General features: G+C 65.5%; 14 protein-coding genes. 9 read left to right on the forward strand and 5 right to left on the reverse strand.

Features of this window, described 5'->3' with window-relative positions; all coding sequences use genetic code 11:
* The first annotated feature begins 67 nt into the window (after positions 1-67).
* From XI04_RS17310 to XI04_RS17320, 3 genes are all read left to right on the forward strand, one after another.
* A complete protein-coding gene (locus XI04_RS17310; RefSeq protein WP_038971381.1) occupies positions 68-1,096 on the forward strand; it encodes a peptidoglycan -binding protein in 1,029 nt (342 codons plus the stop codon).
* Positions 1,096-1,542, forward strand: coding sequence for a GNAT family N-acetyltransferase (locus tag XI04_RS17315; RefSeq protein WP_038971379.1), 447 nt, complete (start codon positions 1,096-1,098; stop codon positions 1,540-1,542). The genes XI04_RS17310 and XI04_RS17315 overlap by 1 nt, the downstream gene beginning before the upstream one ends.
* Before the next feature lie 88 nt (positions 1,543-1,630).
* Positions 1,631-1,846, forward strand: coding sequence for a hypothetical protein (locus XI04_RS17320; protein ID WP_038971378.1), 216 nt, complete (start codon positions 1,631-1,633; stop codon positions 1,844-1,846).
* Between the two features lie 135 nt (positions 1,847-1,981).
* Here the strand turns inward: XI04_RS17320 and XI04_RS17325 are convergent, their stop codons facing one another.
* Positions 1,982-3,832: an ABC transporter ATP-binding protein/permease gene (locus XI04_RS17325; RefSeq protein WP_212429060.1), complete on the reverse strand. Its 1,851-nt coding sequence runs from the start codon at positions 3,830-3,832 to the stop codon at positions 1,982-1,984.
* A gap of 196 nt (positions 3,833-4,028) precedes the next feature.
* On the opposite strand from XI04_RS17325, the gene rpmE reads away from it, so the two are divergent.
* A complete protein-coding gene (gene rpmE, locus XI04_RS17330) occupies positions 4,029-4,256 on the forward strand; it encodes a 50S ribosomal protein L31 (protein ID WP_007599895.1) in 228 nt (75 codons plus the stop codon).
* Positions 4,257-4,444: 188 nt separating this feature from the next.
* Here rpmE and rcdA read toward each other — a convergent pair whose 3' ends face one another.
* Together rcdA and XI04_RS17340 are read right to left on the reverse strand one after the other, a co-directional pair.
* On the reverse strand, positions 4,445-4,954 hold the full coding sequence (gene rcdA / locus XI04_RS17335) for a protease adaptor protein RcdA (protein WP_018318720.1): 510 nt from the start codon (positions 4,952-4,954) through the stop codon (positions 4,445-4,447).
* A gap of 576 nt (positions 4,955-5,530) precedes the next feature.
* Entirely contained in the window at positions 5,531-5,722 is a 192-nt protein-coding gene (locus XI04_RS17340) for a DUF1192 domain-containing protein (protein WP_028142042.1), read from the reverse strand.
* Positions 5,723-5,831: 109 nt separating this feature from the next.
* On the opposite strand from XI04_RS17340, the gene XI04_RS17345 reads away from it, so the two are divergent.
* Both XI04_RS17345 and XI04_RS17350 read left to right on the forward strand, forming a co-directional pair.
* On the forward strand, positions 5,832-6,830 hold the full coding sequence (locus XI04_RS17345; RefSeq protein WP_038971376.1) for an NAD(P)H-quinone oxidoreductase: 999 nt from the start codon (positions 5,832-5,834) through the stop codon (positions 6,828-6,830).
* A 140-nt stretch (positions 6,831-6,970) separates the two neighbouring features.
* Positions 6,971-9,847: an EAL domain-containing protein gene (locus tag XI04_RS17350; protein WP_038974849.1), complete on the forward strand. Its 2,877-nt coding sequence runs from the start codon at positions 6,971-6,973 to the stop codon at positions 9,845-9,847.
* A 147-nt stretch (positions 9,848-9,994) separates the two neighbouring features.
* Here the strand turns inward: XI04_RS17350 and XI04_RS17355 are convergent, their stop codons facing one another.
* The gene (locus tag XI04_RS17355; RefSeq protein ID WP_026202061.1) at positions 9,995-10,258 is read right to left on the reverse strand and encodes a DUF7662 domain-containing protein; all 264 of its coding nucleotides are present in this window, start codon (positions 10,256-10,258) and stop codon (positions 9,995-9,997) included.
* 171 nt (positions 10,259-10,429) lie between these two features.
* On the opposite strand from XI04_RS17355, the gene XI04_RS17360 reads away from it, so the two are divergent.
* A complete protein-coding gene (locus tag XI04_RS17360) occupies positions 10,430-11,926 on the forward strand; it encodes a sensor domain-containing diguanylate cyclase (protein WP_028142045.1) in 1,497 nt (498 codons plus the stop codon).
* Between the two features lie 178 nt (positions 11,927-12,104).
* Here XI04_RS17360 and XI04_RS17365 read toward each other — a convergent pair whose 3' ends face one another.
* Positions 12,105-12,980: a UTP--glucose-1-phosphate uridylyltransferase gene (locus XI04_RS17365; RefSeq protein WP_271609261.1), complete on the reverse strand. Its 876-nt coding sequence runs from the start codon at positions 12,978-12,980 to the stop codon at positions 12,105-12,107.
* Positions 12,981-13,195: 215 nt separating this feature from the next.
* Here XI04_RS17365 and XI04_RS17370 point away from each other — a divergent pair, with 215 nt between their 5' ends.
* Together XI04_RS17370 and XI04_RS17375 are read left to right on the forward strand one after the other, a co-directional pair.
* On the forward strand, positions 13,196-14,581 hold the full coding sequence (locus XI04_RS17370; protein ID WP_173015938.1) for a lytic murein transglycosylase: 1,386 nt from the start codon (positions 13,196-13,198) through the stop codon (positions 14,579-14,581).
* A 171-nt stretch (positions 14,582-14,752) separates the two neighbouring features.
* Entirely contained in the window at positions 14,753-16,465 is a 1,713-nt protein-coding gene (locus XI04_RS17375) for an SGNH/GDSL hydrolase family protein (RefSeq protein WP_152102367.1), read from the forward strand.
* Positions 16,466-16,606 lie beyond the last annotated feature (141 nt).

A 16,606-nucleotide genomic window follows, 5' to 3' on the forward strand; every position in this document is an offset into this window, starting at 1 on the left:
TCCCGGCTCTGCGAAGCAGCGTTGCACGCTGCATCGCGTCCGGGACACGAAAGTGGAGACGGACAACATGGCTCTAGCGCGCGGCCGCCGCAGCGAAGGCGCCTTCAACTACTGGCCCGGCTTCGTCGACGCGCTGTCGACGCTGGTGCTGTCGATCGTGTTCCTGCTGTCGGTGTTCCTGGTGGTGCAGTTCTTCCTGTCGCAGGAGGTCACCGGCAAGGACAAGGCGCTGGAGCAGCTCAACGCCAAGATCGCCCAGCTCAACGAGCTTCTGTCGCTGGAGAAGCTCGGAAAGCTCACGCTCGACGACCAGGTCTCGCAATTGAAGGCCGGCCTCGCCTCGGCCGAGACCGAGCGCGACCGCATCAAGGGCCTCTACGACGGCCTCGCCGCCGCCGGCAACGACGCGCAAGGCAAGTCCTCCGAGCTCGGCAAGGCGCTGGATTCGGAGAAGGCGGTCTCGGCGCGGGCGCTGGCCCAGATCGAGGTGCTGAACCAGCAGATCAGCGCGCTCAGGCGGCAACTGGCGGCACTGGAAGAGGCGCTCGATGCGAGCGAGAAGCGCGACAAGGAATCGCAAAATCGAATTGCCGATCTGGGCTCGCGCCTCAACGTGGCGCTGGCGCAGCGCGTGCAGGAATTGTCGCGCTACCGCTCGGAATTCTTCGGCCGCCTGCGCACGATCCTCGGCAACCGCCCGGACATCCGCATCGTCGGCGACCGCTTCGTGTTCCAGTCCGAGGTGTTCTTCGACACTGGCCAGGCGGTGCTGCTGCCCGAGGGCCGCGCCGAGCTCGACACGTTGGCAGCCGCGCTGATCGAGCTCGACAAGAAGATCCCGAGCGACATCCCCTGGGTGCTGCGCGTCGATGGTCACACCGATGTGCGTCCGGTCAACGGTCCGAACTTCAAGTCGAACTGGGACCTGTCCGCGGCCCGCTCGATCTCGGTGGTGCAATATCTGGTCTCGCTCGGCGTGCCCGCCCAGCGCCTCGTCGCCGCCGGCTTCGGCGAATTCCAGCCGCTCGATCCCGGCAACACGGAAGAGGCCTACAAGCGCAATCGCCGCATCGAGCTGAAGCTGACGGAGCGGTAGTGAGCGCGATCCACCTCCGCCCCTACGCGGCCTCCGACGAAGCCGCCGCGATCGATCTCTGGCATCGCACCTGGCAGCAGGCCTATCCGCAGATCGACTTCGCGGCACGGCTGGACTGGTGGCGCGAGCGTTGGCTGAGGGACCTGGTACCGAAGGCGTCCATTGTCGTCGCCGAGCAGAATGGTGCCCTCACCGGCTTCGTCACCATCGACGGCGAAGGCTATCTCGACCAGCTCGTGGTCGACCCTGATCACTGGGGTTCGGACGCCGCCCGGCTGCTGGTCGACGAAGCGAAACGCCTGTCGCCATCGGGCATCACGCTGCTCGTCAACAAGGACAATTCCCGCGCCATCCGCTTCTACGAGCGCAACGGCTTTGCCCATGCCGGCGACGACGTGAACCCGACCTCGGGCCGGCCGGTGCTGAAGATGGCCTGGCGGGCGTAATTCTGGTGGGCGTGAGGCCTGTCACGCAGGGATCCTGCGAGGTCGGTTATTCGTTGTGTCAGCGATGACAAGCGAATGGAGGCGATCGATGCGGCTGCGCGATCTTGCCAGGGGTTCCTCGGTGTTTCTGGCCGTCATCGTCGCCGGATATTTATCGACGACCTATGTCGACCAGCGTTTTGCTGCGCCCGAGGTCTCCAAATCAACAGAGACGGCATCGGCCTCAGCCTGCGTCGGAGAGGACGGCAGCTGGAAGAACTGGCCGTGGCCAAACGTGCCTGCGCTGTCGCCGAAGTGCCGGTGATTCCACACGTCATTGCGAAGAGCTCTTGCGACGAAGCAATCCAGAATCTCTCCGCAGAGACAGCCTGGATTGCTTCGCTACGCTCGCAATGACGAGATTGGCACACACTCGCTGTCGCGGATGCGGCGACAACCCTCACGCCCCCTCGAACTGCAGCCTCGCCAGCCGCGCATAGAGCCCGTTCGCGGCCACCAGTTCGGCATGGGTGCCCTGCTCGACGATCTTGCCCTGATCCATCACCAGGATGCGGTCGCAGGACAGCACGGTGGCGAGGCGGTGGGCGATCACCAGCGTGGTGCGGTGGCGCATCAGCTCTTCCAGCGCGGTCTGCACCAGCGTCTCGCTTTCGGCATCGAGCGCGGAGGTGGCTTCGTCGAGCAGCAAGAGCGGCGCATCGCGCAGGATGGCACGGGCGATCGCGATGCGCTGGCGCTGGCCGCCGGACAGCGTCACGCCGCGCTCGCCGAGCGGGGTGTCGAAACCTTCGGGCAGGCGGCGGATGAATTCGGCGGCATGCGCGAGCTCGGCGGCGCGCTCGACCTCGGCATCGGTCGCATCGGGCCGGCCGAAGCGGATGTTCTCGCGAGCGCTGGCGGCGAACACGTTCGATTCCTGCGGCACCAGCGCGATGCGCGCGCGGAAATCGCGGGGGTCTGCGGATTTGACCGGCACGCCGTCGAGCGAGATCGCGCCGCTGCGCGGGTCGTAGAAGCGCAGCAACAGGTGAAAGATGGTGCTCTTGCCGGCGCCGGACGGACCGACGATCGCGACCTTCTCGCCGGGGCGCACCGTGAACGACACGGCATCGAGCACATTGACGTCGCGCCGCACCGGATAGGCGAAGCTGACCCGATCGAAGCCGACCTCGCCGCGTGCCGGCACCGGCAGCGCGCGGGGCGACGCGGGCGCCTTGATGTCGGGCTTCACATGCAGGATCTCGAACAGCCGCTCGGCCGCGCCTGATGCCGCCGAGACCTCACCCCAGACCTCGCTGAGCTGGCCGAGGCCGGCTGCGGCGAACACCGCATAAAGCACGAACTGACCGAGCCGGCCCGGCGAAATCGCGCCGGTGAGGACGTCATGCGAGCCGATCCAGAGGATCGCGACCACGCTCGCGAACACGATGAAGATGATGATGGCGGTGAGCACGGCGCGCGCCTGGGTCGAGGTGCGCGCGGCCTCATAGGCCTGCTCGACCTCGCCGCCGAAACGCTTCTCGGCGAATTGCTCGCTGGTGTACGCCTGCACGGTGCGGATCGCGCCGACCAGCTCGCCCGCATAAGCCGACGCCTCGGCAAGCGTGTCCTGTGCATTGCGCGACAGACGCCGCACCCAGCGCCCGAAGGCAACCAGCGGAAGCACGATCAAGGGGATGGCCAGCAGCACGAAGCCCGACAGTTTTGGGCTCGTGATCACCATCATCGCCGCGGCGCCGAGGAACATCATCAGATTGCGCAGCGCGATCGACACGGAGGCGCCGACGGCCGATTTGAGCTGGGTGGTGTCGGCGGTGAGCCGCGAGATCAGCTCGCCGCTGCGTGCGGAATCGAAGAAGGCGGGGGACAGCGACAGCAGATGAGCGAAGACGTCGCGCCTGAGGTCGGCGACGATGCGCTCGCCGATCGTCATCACGAGGTAGTAGCGCGCCGCGCTGGCGAGCGCGAGCACGCCGACCACCGCGAGCATCACCGAGAAGTAGCTGTTGATCAGCTCGATGCCCTCGGGCGTCAGGCCGAAATCGATCATCCGGCGCACCGCGACCGGCACCAGCAGCGTGGTCAGGGCCGCGACCGTGAGTGCGACGAAGGCCAGCGCCGCCCGACCGCGATAGCGGTTCACATAGGGCGCGAGCGCAAGCAGCGGCCGCAGCTTGGCGCGACCCTTGGCCGGCTCTTCGATCAGCTCGGCCTCGATCGAGGGGGTGTCCGCGGCGTTCATTCCGGGCTGATCGACATACTGGTCATCAAGCCGTTCCACTGCGCTCATGAGATCCAACCCATTGCATTCGTTTGCTCCCAATAGGCCGGTGCAAGGGTAGTGGCAAATCCGGGAAGTCCCTTAGGGGCAAACCCGGTTCACCGCCCGGGATGGCTTGTTTTAGCGGGTTTCGTGAGGTATAGACCCGCCCAAATCCGTCATTCGATAGCCACCCAAGAAGGCGCCGGGGCGCCGAGGAATTGCCATGAAAGCCGAAATTCACCCGAACTATCATACAATTAAGGTCGTGATGACCGACGGAACCGAGTACCTGACCCGCTCGACCTGGGGCAAGGAAGGCGACACGCTGAACCTCGACATCGACCCGAAGTCGCACCCGGCCTGGACCGGCGGCAACGCCCAGCTGATGGATCGCGGCGGCCGCGTCTCGCGCTTCCAGAAGAAGTTTTCGGGCTTTCTCAAAAAGGATTGATCCCGCCCGCACGGTTGGACACGAAAAACGCCCCCGGGAGACCGGGGGCGTTTTTGTTTTTTCCGGCTGTCATTCCGGGGCGCGACGAAGTCGCGAGCCCGGAATCCATAACCACGATCGGGAGTATGGATTCCGGGCCCGCGCCAAGAGGCGCGTCCCGGAATGACGACCGAGATTGTCGATGGAGCTTACCGCTCGAACGCCGCCTTCAGCGCGTTGAGGTGCGGCACCAGCGGATTGCCGATCGCGATGTGTTCGGCCGGCGGGGTGTGGATGGTGGTGTCGAGGCGGCGGACGCGGGTCTGCAGGCTCATCGAACGATGGATCAGATCCTGAAGCTGCGAGGGCAGCTTCTCGATGGTGTCGGTGGGGCCGGGATCGGCAGCGCTGAGCTTGACCTTGGTCTTCTCGCGATTGGCCTGGCTCAGCGTCATCTCGCCTTCCTTCACCGCGCGGTGCAGCAGCAGCCACGAGGCGAGCTGCATCAGGCGGGTGGTGAGACGCATGCTCTCGGTTGCGTAGGTGAGGCTGACGGCACGGTCGAGCGCCTTGGCCTCGGTGCGGCCGGCGCCGTCGAGATAGGCAGCGGTCTCTTCGACGAGGTCCATGCCCTCGCGGAACAGGACGCCGAACGCCGCAGAATTGGTGAACCGCTCGCTGAGTTGAACGAGAGCGCCGTCGGCCTGCAAACGTTCCATGGTTAACGCCTCTTACGCAACTGTTTGACTGCCCGGCTTTGGCGCCGGCTTATGATGAACAAATCATTGCGCGGGCGGGACGCGGAGTCCAGTGACAAGCGCGGATATGGTTTCCGCGGGTCATTCCCAGGAATTCAACCGGGACGAGACGCCAAATAGCGGGAGTAAACGCAAAAAAAGAGCCGCCGGAGACCGGCGGCTTTGAAAGTTGATAACAGGGAGGCGTCAAACAGAGTGGACAGGAGCCACTCGGTGTCCAAACGAGGACAGTTCCAGTCATAAACCCGAAAGCTTAATCGACCGTAAACGAGCGAATTTTTTGAGGGTTCGTTAGCCATGTCGGCCAGTGACCGAGCGGGCGGCGGAACATAATCGGCAGTCCCCCGGTGCAACGACACATTCAGCTGTCGTCCCGGACAAGCGTCAGCGCAGATCCGGGACCCATAGCCACTGGCGGACGTGGTGACGGGGACTCGGAGTGGCCGACCTCGCGACAAACTTCATCCTTTGGGTATGGGTCCCGGATCTGCGCGCGCCTATGGCGCGCTTGTCCGGGACGACAGCCGATATGCGCCCCTACTTCTTGAAAAAACTGTTCGCCGCGTCGCGCGAGGCGCGCTTCTTCGTGGCGGCTTCTTCCAGCCTTGCGATCTCGGTCTTGAGCAGCGTGACGCGCTCGGCCAGTTCCTCGACCGACAAGAGCGAGAGGTCCTGCCCGATGTCATGGCTGATCTTCTTGCGCGGGCGGTCGTCGTCTTCCGTCGCCATCCTCGTTCCTCCTGCGTTCGCGCACACAATGCCGAGGCGGTTGCCAGCTTGGATCACGCTGGCTAAGCAAGGGCCTCGTTCATCCCGCACCTTCACCCAAGGACACATCATGGACAAGCTGCCCGCGCAAATGACCGTGGTCGCCATCTCCAAGCCCGGCGGACCGGAAGTGCTGGTGCCAGAACAACGGGCGCTGCCGCAGCCCGGTCCTGACGAGATCCTGGTCAAGGTGCAGGCCGCCGGCGTCAACCGGCCCGACGTTGCGCAGCGCTCGGGGGCCTATCCGCCGCCGCCCGGCGCCAGCGACCTGCCCGGTCTCGAGATCGCGGGCGAAGTGGTTGCCGTCGGCAGCAATGCCAAGCGGCACAAGATCGGCGACAAGGTGATGTCGCTGGTCGCCGGCGGCGGCTATGCGCAGTACTGCATCGCCCAGGATGCCCAGGCGATGAGCGTACCGCCCGCGCTGTCCATGAAGGAGGCCGGCGCGCTGCCGGAAACCCTGATGACGGTCTGGCACAATGTGTTCGAGCGGGGTGGCCTGAAGGAAGGCGAGACGCTGCTGATCCATGGCGGCTCCTCCGGCATCGGCACCATGGCGATCCAGCTGGCGAAAGCGTTCGGTGCGAAAGTGTTCGTCACCGTCGGATCGCAGGACAAGATCGATGCCTGCCTCAAGTTAGGCGCCGACCGCGCCATCAACTACAAGACCGAGGACTTCGTCGCCGTGGTCAAGGAAGCGACCAACAAGGAAGGCGTCAACCTGATCCTCGACATGGTCGCCGGCGACTATGTCGACCGCAACTATGATGCCGCCGCGCTCGATGGCCGCATCGTGCAGATCGCGACCCTCAACGGGCCCAAGGTCAACGTCAACATCGCCAAGGTGATGGTGAAGCGCCTGACCCATACCGGCTCGACACTGCGTCCCCGTAGTAATGCGGACAAGGCGGCGATGGTGGCCGCGATCGAGGCGAAAGTGATGCCGCTTTTGCGCGAAGGCCGCGTCAAACCGCTGATGGACAGCACTTTCCCCCTGGAAAAGGCAGCCGATGCGCACCGCCGCATGGAAACGAGCGCACATATTGGCAAAATTGTGTTGGAGGTCTAGGCCTCCGGCCCACAGGCGGCGGCGGAAACCCTTTGATTTTCCTTGCTTTCGTGGCATCTATCGCGACGCACCGAACGGTTTCCGTCCGGTCTGAAATCGTCTTCACCTGAAGAGTTTGCGTCGAACGCGGAGAACTGGCCTTGCGTCTGATCAGGTGCCTCGCGCCCATCGCGCTGGGCCTCATGATTCTTGTCGCCGCGCATCCCGCGCGCGCGCTCGACGCCGTCAGCGTCCGCAGTGACGCGCCCGCGATCGACCTCACCGGCGTGCTCGAGCATCAGCGCAGCGATGCCGATCGCATCCAGGTCTCCACCGCGCCGGGCACCGACGGCATCGTCCGCCGCATCGAGGTGCGCGCCCGCGAGGGAGGCCAGAACTGGGTGGTGTTCGCGCTCGCCAACAACACCGACGACCAGCTCGACCGCCTGATCGTCGCCCCGCACTACCGTATCGTCTCCTCGGGGCTCTTGTGGCCCGACCTCGGCCTGTCGCGCATCGCGACCATCACGCCCTCGACCGGCGACCGGCCTGAGCGGCAGGAAAGCCCGACCGCCGACGTGTTCCGCGTCACGCTCGACCCCGGCGCCGTCATCACCTTCGTCGCGGAGCTGCGCACCGACAAGCTGCCGCAGCTCTATCTGTGGGAGCCTGAAGCCTACAAGGACAAGGTCAACTCGTTCACGCTGTACCAGGGCATCGTGATCGGCATCTCGGGCCTGCTGGCCTTGGTGCTGACCATTCTGTTCGTGGTGAAGGGCAGCATCATGTTCCCGGCCGCCGCGGCGCTGGCCTGGGCGGTGCTGGTCTATATCGGCGTCGATTTCGGCTTCTGGGGCAAGGTGCTCGACATGTCGAACAACGCCGAGCGCATCTGGCGCGCGGCGGGTGAAGCGATTTTGGCGGCCACGCTGCTCGTGTTCCTGTTCGCCTATCTCAACCTCAGCCGCTGGCATGTGCGCTATTCGCACATCACGGTGGGCTGGCTCGCGTTCCTGGGGTCGCTGGTGGCGCTGGCCCTGTTCGATCCGGCGGTGGCCTCCGGCATCGCGCGCATTTCGCTGGTGCTGATCGCCTTCGCGGGCTTCGCGCTGATCGTCTATCTCTCCACCCACGGCTTCGACCGCGCAGTGCTCTTGATCCCGACCTGGTTCCTGCTGGTGGTCTGGGTGGTCGCGGCCGGCATGACGGTCGCGGGTTCCGTGACCAACGACATCGTCGGTCCCGCCCTGCTCGGCGGCCTCGTGCTGATCGTGATGCTGATCGGGTTCACGGTGATGCAGCACGCTTTTGCCGGCGGCGGCGCCACCACCGGCGTGGTCTCCGACATCGAGCGGCGCGCACTGGCGCTGGCCGGCTCCGGCGATCTGATCTGGGACTGGGACGTCTCCGCCGACAAGGTCTTCACCAGCCCCGAAACCGAAGCCCTGCTCGGCCTCAAGCGCGGCACGCTCGAAGGGCCCGCGGCCTCCTGGTTAGAGGTGCTGCATCCGCTCGACCAGGATCGTTTCCGCGCCGCGCTCGACAGCGTGCTCGACCAGCGCCGCGGCCGCCTGGTGCAGGATTTCCGCCTGCGCACGCCGGACGGCCATTTCATGTGGTTCGCGCTGAAGGCGCGGCCGGTGGTCGGCTCCGACGGCGAGGTCTCGCGCGTGGTCGGTACGCTCACCGACGTCACCGAGCTGCGCAACGCCGAGGAACGCCTGCTGCACGATTCCGTGCATGACAACCTCACCGGCCTGCCCAACCGCAAACTGTTCATGGACCGGCTGGGTGCGGTGGCGCATTTCGCCAAGACCATGCCGACGCTGCGGCCGACGCTGATGGTGATCGACCTCGACCGCTTCAAGCAGGTCAACGATTCCGTCGGCATCGCGGTCGGCGATTCCATCCTGTTGACGCTGGCCCGCCGCCTCACCCGCATCCTGAAGCCGCAGGACACGCTGGCGCGGCTTGCCGGCGACCAGTTCGGCCTGATCCTGCTCTCGGAGCAGGACCCGGCCCGCATCACCGCCTTCGCCGAGACCATCCGCAAGACCATCCGGGCGCCGATCGCCTTCAACGATCGCGAGATTTTTCTCACGGCCTCGATCGGTCTCGCCCTTTCTGATCCGCAAGTTCAGCTCACGGACGAGATCATCAAGGATGCCGAGCTTGCGATGTATCACTCCAAGCGCATCGGCGGCGACCGCATCGACGTCTACAAGCCCGCCATGCGCGCGAGGAAGACCGATCGCCTGACGCTGGAGAGCGAGCTGCGCCGCGCCATCGAGCGGCAGGAACTCACGATCCTGTACCAGCCGATCGTGCGGCTGGAGGATCGTTCGGTCGCCGGCTTCGAGGCGCTGGTGCGCTGGGATCACCCGAAGCTCGGCCGCATGGCACCCTCGGAATTCATCACCATCGCCGAAGAGACCGGACTGATCGTCGACCTCGGCATGTTCGTGCTGGACCAGACCGCCAAGCAGCTCTCGATCTGGCAGCGCGCGATGCGCTCACGCGAGCCGATCTTCGCCTCGGTCAACGTCTCCTCGCGGCAATTGCTGCGGCACGATCTGATCCACGACATCCGCACCGTGCTGTCGCGCTCCTCGGTGGCGCGCGGCACGCTCAAGCTGGAATTGACGGAATCGCTGGTGATGGAGAATCCAGAGCACGCAGCGCAGATGCTGACGCGGATCCGCGAGCTCGGCACCGGGCTCTCGCTCGACGATTTCGGCACCGGTCATTCGTCACTGGCCTATCTCCAGCGCTTCCCGTTCGACACCATCAAGATCGACCAGTCGTTCGTGCGCACCACCAATCGCGGCACGCGCCCGGTGATCCTGAAGTCGATCATCGCGCTCGCGCATGATCTCGGCATGGATGTGGTCGCCGAAGGCGCCGAGACCGATTCCGACGCGGTCGAGCTCTACCAGATGGGCTGCGAATACGCGCAAGGCTTTGCCTTCGGCGAGCCGATGGACGCGGACGCCGCGATGCGGCTATTGACCGAAGTGCGGCTCGAAGCGGCGAGCTGAACTCGCCGCGCGTCCGGTATCGTAGGGTGGGCAAAGGCGCGAAGCGTCGTGCCCACCATAGATCCAGCACCGCAAAGAAGTGGTGGGCACGCTTACGCTTTGCCCACCCTACGATACTTCCCCCTGGTGAAGGACGAACGCACGCCGCTACCGCCGCCCGTCCTTCTTCATCTTCGTGAACCGCACGCTCTGGCCGTCCGGCATCCGCACTGCCTTGAACCCGGCAGCAAGGCAGGCTTCGCGTTGCGGCATCTGGATGTCGGGGCTGCGCAGGCTGTCCCACCATGAGGCCCGATTGGCCGCGCGCGGCAGGGCCGCGCCGATGATCTCTTCGATCTGTTCGAAGCTCAGGACGAATTCGGCCTGCTTCTGCCGCAGCAGATAGTCGCGCAACGCGTCGTAGTCGTTCACAATTGTCCTCTCGTCCGAACCCCAACCTGCTCAAATGAGCCCGCTCACATGCGGGCTGCCGAAAACCGTGAGCGGCGTAAACCGATTCTTAACTCACTACGGCAGCGCTGTTCCACCTTAAACACTACTCAAGATTTCGGGCGCATCCACTAGGGGGATCGGGAGCAAGCGATGCTGTCTGGATGGCGCGAAGTCATGGCCCGCCGGCCGTGGCGGATTTCGGCGAAGCTGCTGATCATCTCGTCCGTGGTGACGGTGATCGGCTTTTCCGCCATTTGCGTCAACGTCATGCTCGACATGCGCCGGGGCGAGGAGGCGCTTGCCCGCCAGACGCTGGAGAACCTCGCGACCACCATCCAGTCCGACGTCAGCCGCAACGTCGAGATCTACGACCTGGCGCTGAAGGCGGTCGCCAGCAACATGCTGCTGCCCGAGCTCGCGACCGTGTCGAAGCCGATCCGTCACCTGATCCTGTTCGATCATGCGACGACGGCGAGGCATTTCGGCGCCATCCAGGTGTTCGACGCCGAGGGCAGGCTGGCCATCGACGCTTCCACGCTCGATCCCCTCCCCGAGAACCGGAGCGAGGAGGAGTATTTCAGGGTTCACCGCGACAATCCGGACGTCGGGCTGTTCATCAGCCGCCCGATGCTGTTCCGCGGCGCCTACGCGATCGTGCTGAGCCGTCGCATCAGCGATACCGACGGCGGCTTCCTCGGCGTCGTCGCCGGCTCGATCCGCTTCAGCTATTTCCACGAATTGTTCGAGCGGCTGAATCTCGATCCTGAAGACACCATCACCGTGCTCAGGCGTGACCGCACCATCATGATGCGGCGGCCGTTCGATCTCGACATCATCGGCACCAATTTGAACGACCGCCGGACGTGGAAGGCCGACAATCTCCCGGTCGGCACCGCCTATTCGGGAAAGGGCCCGGTCGATCCGACGCCGCGGCTCTATGTCCGCAGCGCCGACAACGGGCCGCTGTTCGTGGTGGCGGGCAAGCCGCTGACCGCGGTTTTCGCGCTCTGGCAGAAGGAGGCGTATCGCATCGGCGCCGTGGTGCTGGCGCTCGCGCTGTTCGTGCTGGGATCGACGCTGGTGCTCGCGCGCGAGATCGGCCGCCGCGCCGAGGCCGAGCGCAAGCTCGAGGAGATGGCGACGACCGACGCGCTCACCGGCCTGAAGAACCGCCGCAAGTTCGATACCGTCATCGACGTCGAATGGCGGCGCGCAATGCGGCAGAAGGCGCCGGTCGCGCTGTTGATGATCGATGCCGATCACTTCAAGGCCTACAACGACACGTTCGGCCATCAGGCCGGCGACCAGGTGCTGGTCGGCATCGCCATCTGCATTTCCGATTCGGTGAGCCGGGCCGGCGACTGCGCCGCGCGCTATGGCGGCGAGGAATTCGCGGTGCTGCTCCCCAACACCTCTGCGACCGACGCCTTCAAGGTCGCCGAGACGATCCGCCTCAAGGTGCAGGGCTGGTCTGACGACGAGGTGATGTTGACGGTCTCCTGCGGCGTCGCCAGCCTCGTTCCCACCGCCGGCATGGACTGGGCGATCCTGGTCGCCGCCGCCGACAAGGCGCTCTATGCGGCGAAGGCGGGCGGACGTAATCAGTCCGTGGTCGCGAGCCTGCCGAAGCTGTCGCTGGTGGCGTGAGTGTTGTAAGCGGAGCCGCGCGCCACATCCCCGGTGTCGTCCCGGCGAAGGCCGGGACCCATAGCCACAGGGAAGAGTTGGGCGAAGACTCGCAGTTCGGTACTGCTACCGACTGCAATCGATGAACCACGCGGTATGGGTTCCTGCGTTCGCAGGGACGACAGCGAGGATGTGGCAGCTACTGCCCCAGATACTTCTTCATCTCCGCGATCAGCCCGTCCCGCAGCTCCGGGCGCTTCAGGCCGTAGGCGATGTTGGCGCGGAGGAAGCCGGGCTTGGAGCCGCAATCATGGCGCTCGCCCTCGAACTCGACGCCGTAGAACTTCTGCGACCTGGCAAGGCCGATCATGGCGTCGGTGAGCTGGATCTCGCCGCCGGCGCCGCGCTCCTGTGTCTCGAGGATCTTGAAGATCTCAGGCTGCAGGATGTAGCGGCCGGTGATCGAGAGATTGGAGGGCGCGGTGCCCTTGGCCGGCTTCTCGACCATGCCGTCGACCTCGAACATCTTCCCGTTGCGCTTGCCGACGCCGCAGATGCCGTATTGATGGGTGAGATGGTCGGGCACCGCCTCGACCGCGACCAGGTTGGATTTCTCGCCGAGCGTCGACGCCGTCTCGATCATCTGCTTGAGGCAGCCGGGCGAGTTGAGCACGAGCTCGTCGGGCAGCACGACGGCGAACGGCTCGTTGCCGACGATGTCGCGCGCGCACCAGACCGCGTGACCGAGGCCGAGCGGCGCCTGCTGGCGGGTGAAGCTGACGGCGCCGGCTTCAGGCTGGTTCTGCGCCAAAATCTCCTGCTCGGCCTTCTTGCCGCGCTGGCTGAGCGTCGCATCGAGCTCGAACATCCGGTCGAAGTGATCTTCGATGACATTCTTGTTGCGGCCGGTGACGAAGATGAAGTGCTCGATGCCGGCCTCCCTCGCCTCGTCATAGACGTACTGGATCAGCGGCTTGTCGACGATGGTCAGCATTTCCTTCGGCATCGCCTTGGTGGCGGGCAGGACACGGGTGCCGAGGCCGGCGACGGGGAATACGGCTTTGCGAATTTTCATGTGATTGATCGAATACCTGGGGGCACATGGGAACGGCGGAACGGAGCAATGGCATCTTGCTAGCCTGTTTGCAGCCGCCAACAAAGGCGGATGTGGGGCCTCACCCGCGCAGAGTTAAGAAAAAGGCCGCCACCAAAATTTCACCTTTGTTAAGCTATTGGCAACCGTAACCGGGCCTCCTGATGGCAGATTTTTGGAAGGCCGATGGGTGGGACATGATGCAATTGGTGGCAGGGCAGGCAAGACGGGCGGGATCCGTGACCGGCGCGGCGATGATCGCGGCCGCTCTGCTGCTGCCCGTCAGCGCGCACGCCCAGGCGCAGAACGGCCTGTCCAATCTGTTCGGCGGCATCTTCTCGGGCCCCAACGCTGCGCCCTCGCAACCTGCGCCCGGTCCCGGCGGCGCTCTCCCCTGGAGCGGTGAGGACGGGGCTTCCGGCCATCCGCTGATGACGGCCGCGGCGATCCGCGAGGCCGCCGGCAATTTCAGCAATTGCGTTGCCGCGATGTGGCCCGATGCCGCACGGCGCAACATCACCCAGGAAAACTTCCAGCGCTTCACGGCCGGGCTCTCACCCGATCTGCGCATCATGGACCTGATGGACTCGCAGCCGGAGTTCACAAAATCGATCTGGGACTATCTCGACATCCTCGTGAACGACAACCGCCTCGCCAAGGGCCGCGAGATCCTCGCCAAGTACAAGGCGCAGTTCGACGCCACCGAAAAGGCCACTGGCGTCGACCGCTACATCATCGCCTCGATCTGGGGCATCGAGTCCAATTACTCGACGCAGATGGGCGATCGCAGCGTGCTGCAATCGACCGCGACGCTCGCCTGCATCGGCCGCCGCCAGGCCTATTTCAAGGACGAGTTCCTCTCCGCGCTGGAGATCCTCAACCGCGGCGACCTCAGGCCGGAGCAGATGCGCGGCTCCTGGGCCGGCGCGTTCGGCCCGACCCAGTTCATGCCGACCGCGTTCAAGCGCTTTGCTGTCGACGGCGATGGCGACGGGCGGCGCGACGTCGTCGACAATCCGACCGACCTGATCGCATCGACCGCCAACAACCTGAAGAAGGACGGCTGGCAGGCCAGTCAGACCTGGGGCTTTGAGGTCGTGGTGCCCCAGGGTTTCAACTACATGCTGGCCGACCGCGCCAAGGCGATGACGATCGCGCAATGGGAGAAGCTCGGGCTGAAGCGGGCGACGGGCCAGCCGTTCCCGCATCCGGCGGAGAAAGCCTATCTGCTGGCCCCCGCCGGCGCGCAGGGGCCCGGCTTCCTGATGCTGCAGAATTACCGCGTCATCATGAAATACAACCCGGCCGAGGCCTATGCGCTGGCGATCGGCCATTTCGCCGACCGCCTGCGCGGAGGGCAGCCCTTCGTGCAGCCCTGGCCGCGGCAGGAGCGCGAGCTGTCGCGCACCGAGCGGCTGGAGCTGCAGCAGCTGCTGGCCCAGCGCGGCTTCTACAAGGGCACTCCGGACGGCCAGTTCGGCGGCCAGACCCGGGAAGCCCTGCGCAATTTCCAGGCCTCGATCGGAGTGCCCGCGGACGGTTTTGCCTCCTCGGACGCACTGGAACGGCTGCGCGGACGGTAAAATCGCGCCGAAAGTAACCCTGAACGGGGATTTTGGCAGGCAGCCTTGACGTAGGCGGCTGTTCCCCGGTGTATGGGTTCAAGAATCTGCAACGGAATTTGCCCGTTTGGCGCCTGATTCCGTTATTATATTGAGCTACCTCCGATCCCCATTGCGTTGGCCCGAGATCGCATGTCGAAGCCGAAGTCCCTGTTCAAGGCGCTGACCGAGACCGGCCCGTTGATCGCGCTGGGGACGGCGCTTGCGATTCTGGTCTCGGTCGCAGGGCCTGCCTCGGCGCAGTTCTTCAACTTCCCCGGCTTCGGCGGCCCGCCGCAGCGTTCGGCTCCGCCACCACAACGGGGCGGTGGCGGAGGCGGCGGCTGGTTCGGCGGCGACTTCTTCACGCCGTTCCAGCAGCAACAGCCGCAGGCGCCACGCCAGGATTTTTCGCGCGCGCCGGCGCCAGCCAAGCGCGACACCATCCCTGAGAAGAACGTGCTGGTGATCGGCGACGCCATGGCCGACTGGCTCGCCTATGGCCTGGAAGACGCCTACACCGAGCAGCCCGACATGGGCGTGATCCGCAAGCACAAGACCACGTCCGGCCTGATCAAGTACCAGCCGCGCGGCGAGCCCGCGGATTGGACGACTGCCGCAAGGGGCATCCTCGAGACCGAAAAGCCCGACGTGATCGTCGTCATGCTGGGCCTCAACGACCGCAGCGCGATCCGCGAGCCCGTCGCCGACAAGACGGACAAGGCCGCCGCAGACAAGGACAAGAAGAACGACAAGGGCGCGCGCGCCAAACAGCCAGCGAAGCCGGGGGACGCCAAGCCCGGCAACGACACCGCCGCCAAGCCCGACGACAAGCCTGCCGATGCTGATCTGCCGCAGGACGACGCCGACAATGCCGATGCGCCGGCGGCCGCGCCCGAAAAGACGGCCCGCAATCCGAACGGCCTCTACGAATTCCGCGACGACCGCTGGGTCGAGCTCTACGGCAAGAAGATCGAGGAGCTCGCTAACGTCCTCAAGACGAAGGGCGTGCCGGTGCTGTGGGTCGGCCTTCCCGCCATCCGCGGGCAGAAGGGCACGGCGGACATGCTGTTCCTGGATTCGCTCTATCGCGAAGGCGCGGCCAAGGCCGGCATTACCTATGTCGACGTCTGGGACGGGTTTGTCGACGAGGCCGGTCGCTTCCTTCAGAAGGGTCCGGACTTCGAAGGCCAGATCCGTCAGCTCCGCAGCTCTGACGGCGTCTTCTTCACAAAGCCGGGCGCGCGCAAGCTCGCGCATTACGTCGAGCGCGAGATCACGCGCCTGCTGGCAGGACGCTCCGGCCCGATCGCGCTGCCGAGCGAGCCGGCGACGCCCGACACCAGCGCCGAGCCCGGCAAACCCGCACCGCGGCCGCTGGCGGGGCCGATCGTGCCGCTGGTTGCGGCCTCGATCTCGACCGATCAATTGCTGGGCGGCCCGGGCTCGCGTCCCGCCGCCGTCGATGCGCTGGCTGCGAAGACGATGGTGAAGGGCGAGCCGCTGGCCGCTCCAGCCGGCCGGGCCGACGATTATGCCTGGCCGCGCCGCGAAGTCGGCCGCGAGCAGGCCAAGGGCGATACGCCGATGGCCGCGACAACGCCCGACGGCGGCGCGCCTTCCGCATCGCCGGGCGCAGCCGCGGCGATCGCGCCGCCAAAGCTCGCGCCGAAGAAGCCGCCGGTGGTGCAGCAGCCGGCACAGGCCCAGCCGTCGTTCCGCGATTTCTTCGGCTTCGGCTCTCCGCAGCCGGCGCCAGCACCGCGTCAACTGGCGCCTGCGCCGCGCAACCCAAATCCGAACGCCAATCCAGGGATTCCGCGTCCGCCCGGCAGCGTCGGGCGCTCGGCGGAGATGTTCCGGTAGTTCCCGGAGTTGCTCTTCCCGGAGTTGCTCGCGTGTCCCGGACGGGCAGCAGCGTGTAATGCTGCTGCTCAGAGCCGGGACCCAGCTTGAGCGGCGCTTACAAAAGAACGAGCCCCGGCTCAGCAATGCGGCTTTGCCGGA

The sequence above is a fragment of the Bradyrhizobium sp. CCBAU 11430 genome (genome assembly GCF_028128855.1).
In the GTDB taxonomy this organism is placed as follows: Bacteria; Pseudomonadota; Alphaproteobacteria; order Rhizobiales; family Xanthobacteraceae; genus Bradyrhizobium; species Bradyrhizobium ottawaense.

Coding starts and splice junctions, on each gene's coding strand:
- XI04_RS17365 (WP_271609261.1), bottom strand. CDS start 12,980: ATGAAAATTCGCAAAGCCGTATTCCCCGTCGCCGGCCTCGGCACCCGT.
- rpmE (WP_007599895.1), top strand. CDS start 4,029: ATGAAAGCCGAAATTCACCCGAACTATCATACAATTAAGGTCGTGATG.
- XI04_RS17360 (WP_028142045.1), top strand. CDS start 10,430: ATGCTGTCTGGATGGCGCGAAGTCATGGCCCGCCGGCCGTGGCGGATT.
- XI04_RS17375 (WP_152102367.1), top strand. CDS start 14,753: ATGTCGAAGCCGAAGTCCCTGTTCAAGGCGCTGACCGAGACCGGCCCG.
- rcdA (WP_018318720.1), bottom strand. CDS start 4,954: ATGGAACGTTTGCAGGCCGACGGCGCTCTCGTTCAACTCAGCGAGCGG.
- XI04_RS17325 (WP_212429060.1), bottom strand. CDS start 3,832: ATGAGCGCAGTGGAACGGCTTGATGACCAGTATGTCGATCAGCCCGGA.
- XI04_RS17370 (WP_173015938.1), top strand. CDS start 13,196: ATGATGCAATTGGTGGCAGGGCAGGCAAGACGGGCGGGATCCGTGACC.
- XI04_RS17310 (WP_038971381.1), top strand. CDS start 68: ATGGCTCTAGCGCGCGGCCGCCGCAGCGAAGGCGCCTTCAACTACTGG.
- XI04_RS17320 (WP_038971378.1), top strand. CDS start 1,631: ATGCGGCTGCGCGATCTTGCCAGGGGTTCCTCGGTGTTTCTGGCCGTC.
- XI04_RS17345 (WP_038971376.1), top strand. CDS start 5,832: ATGGACAAGCTGCCCGCGCAAATGACCGTGGTCGCCATCTCCAAGCCC.
- XI04_RS17340 (WP_028142042.1), bottom strand. CDS start 5,722: ATGGCGACGGAAGACGACGACCGCCCGCGCAAGAAGATCAGCCATGAC.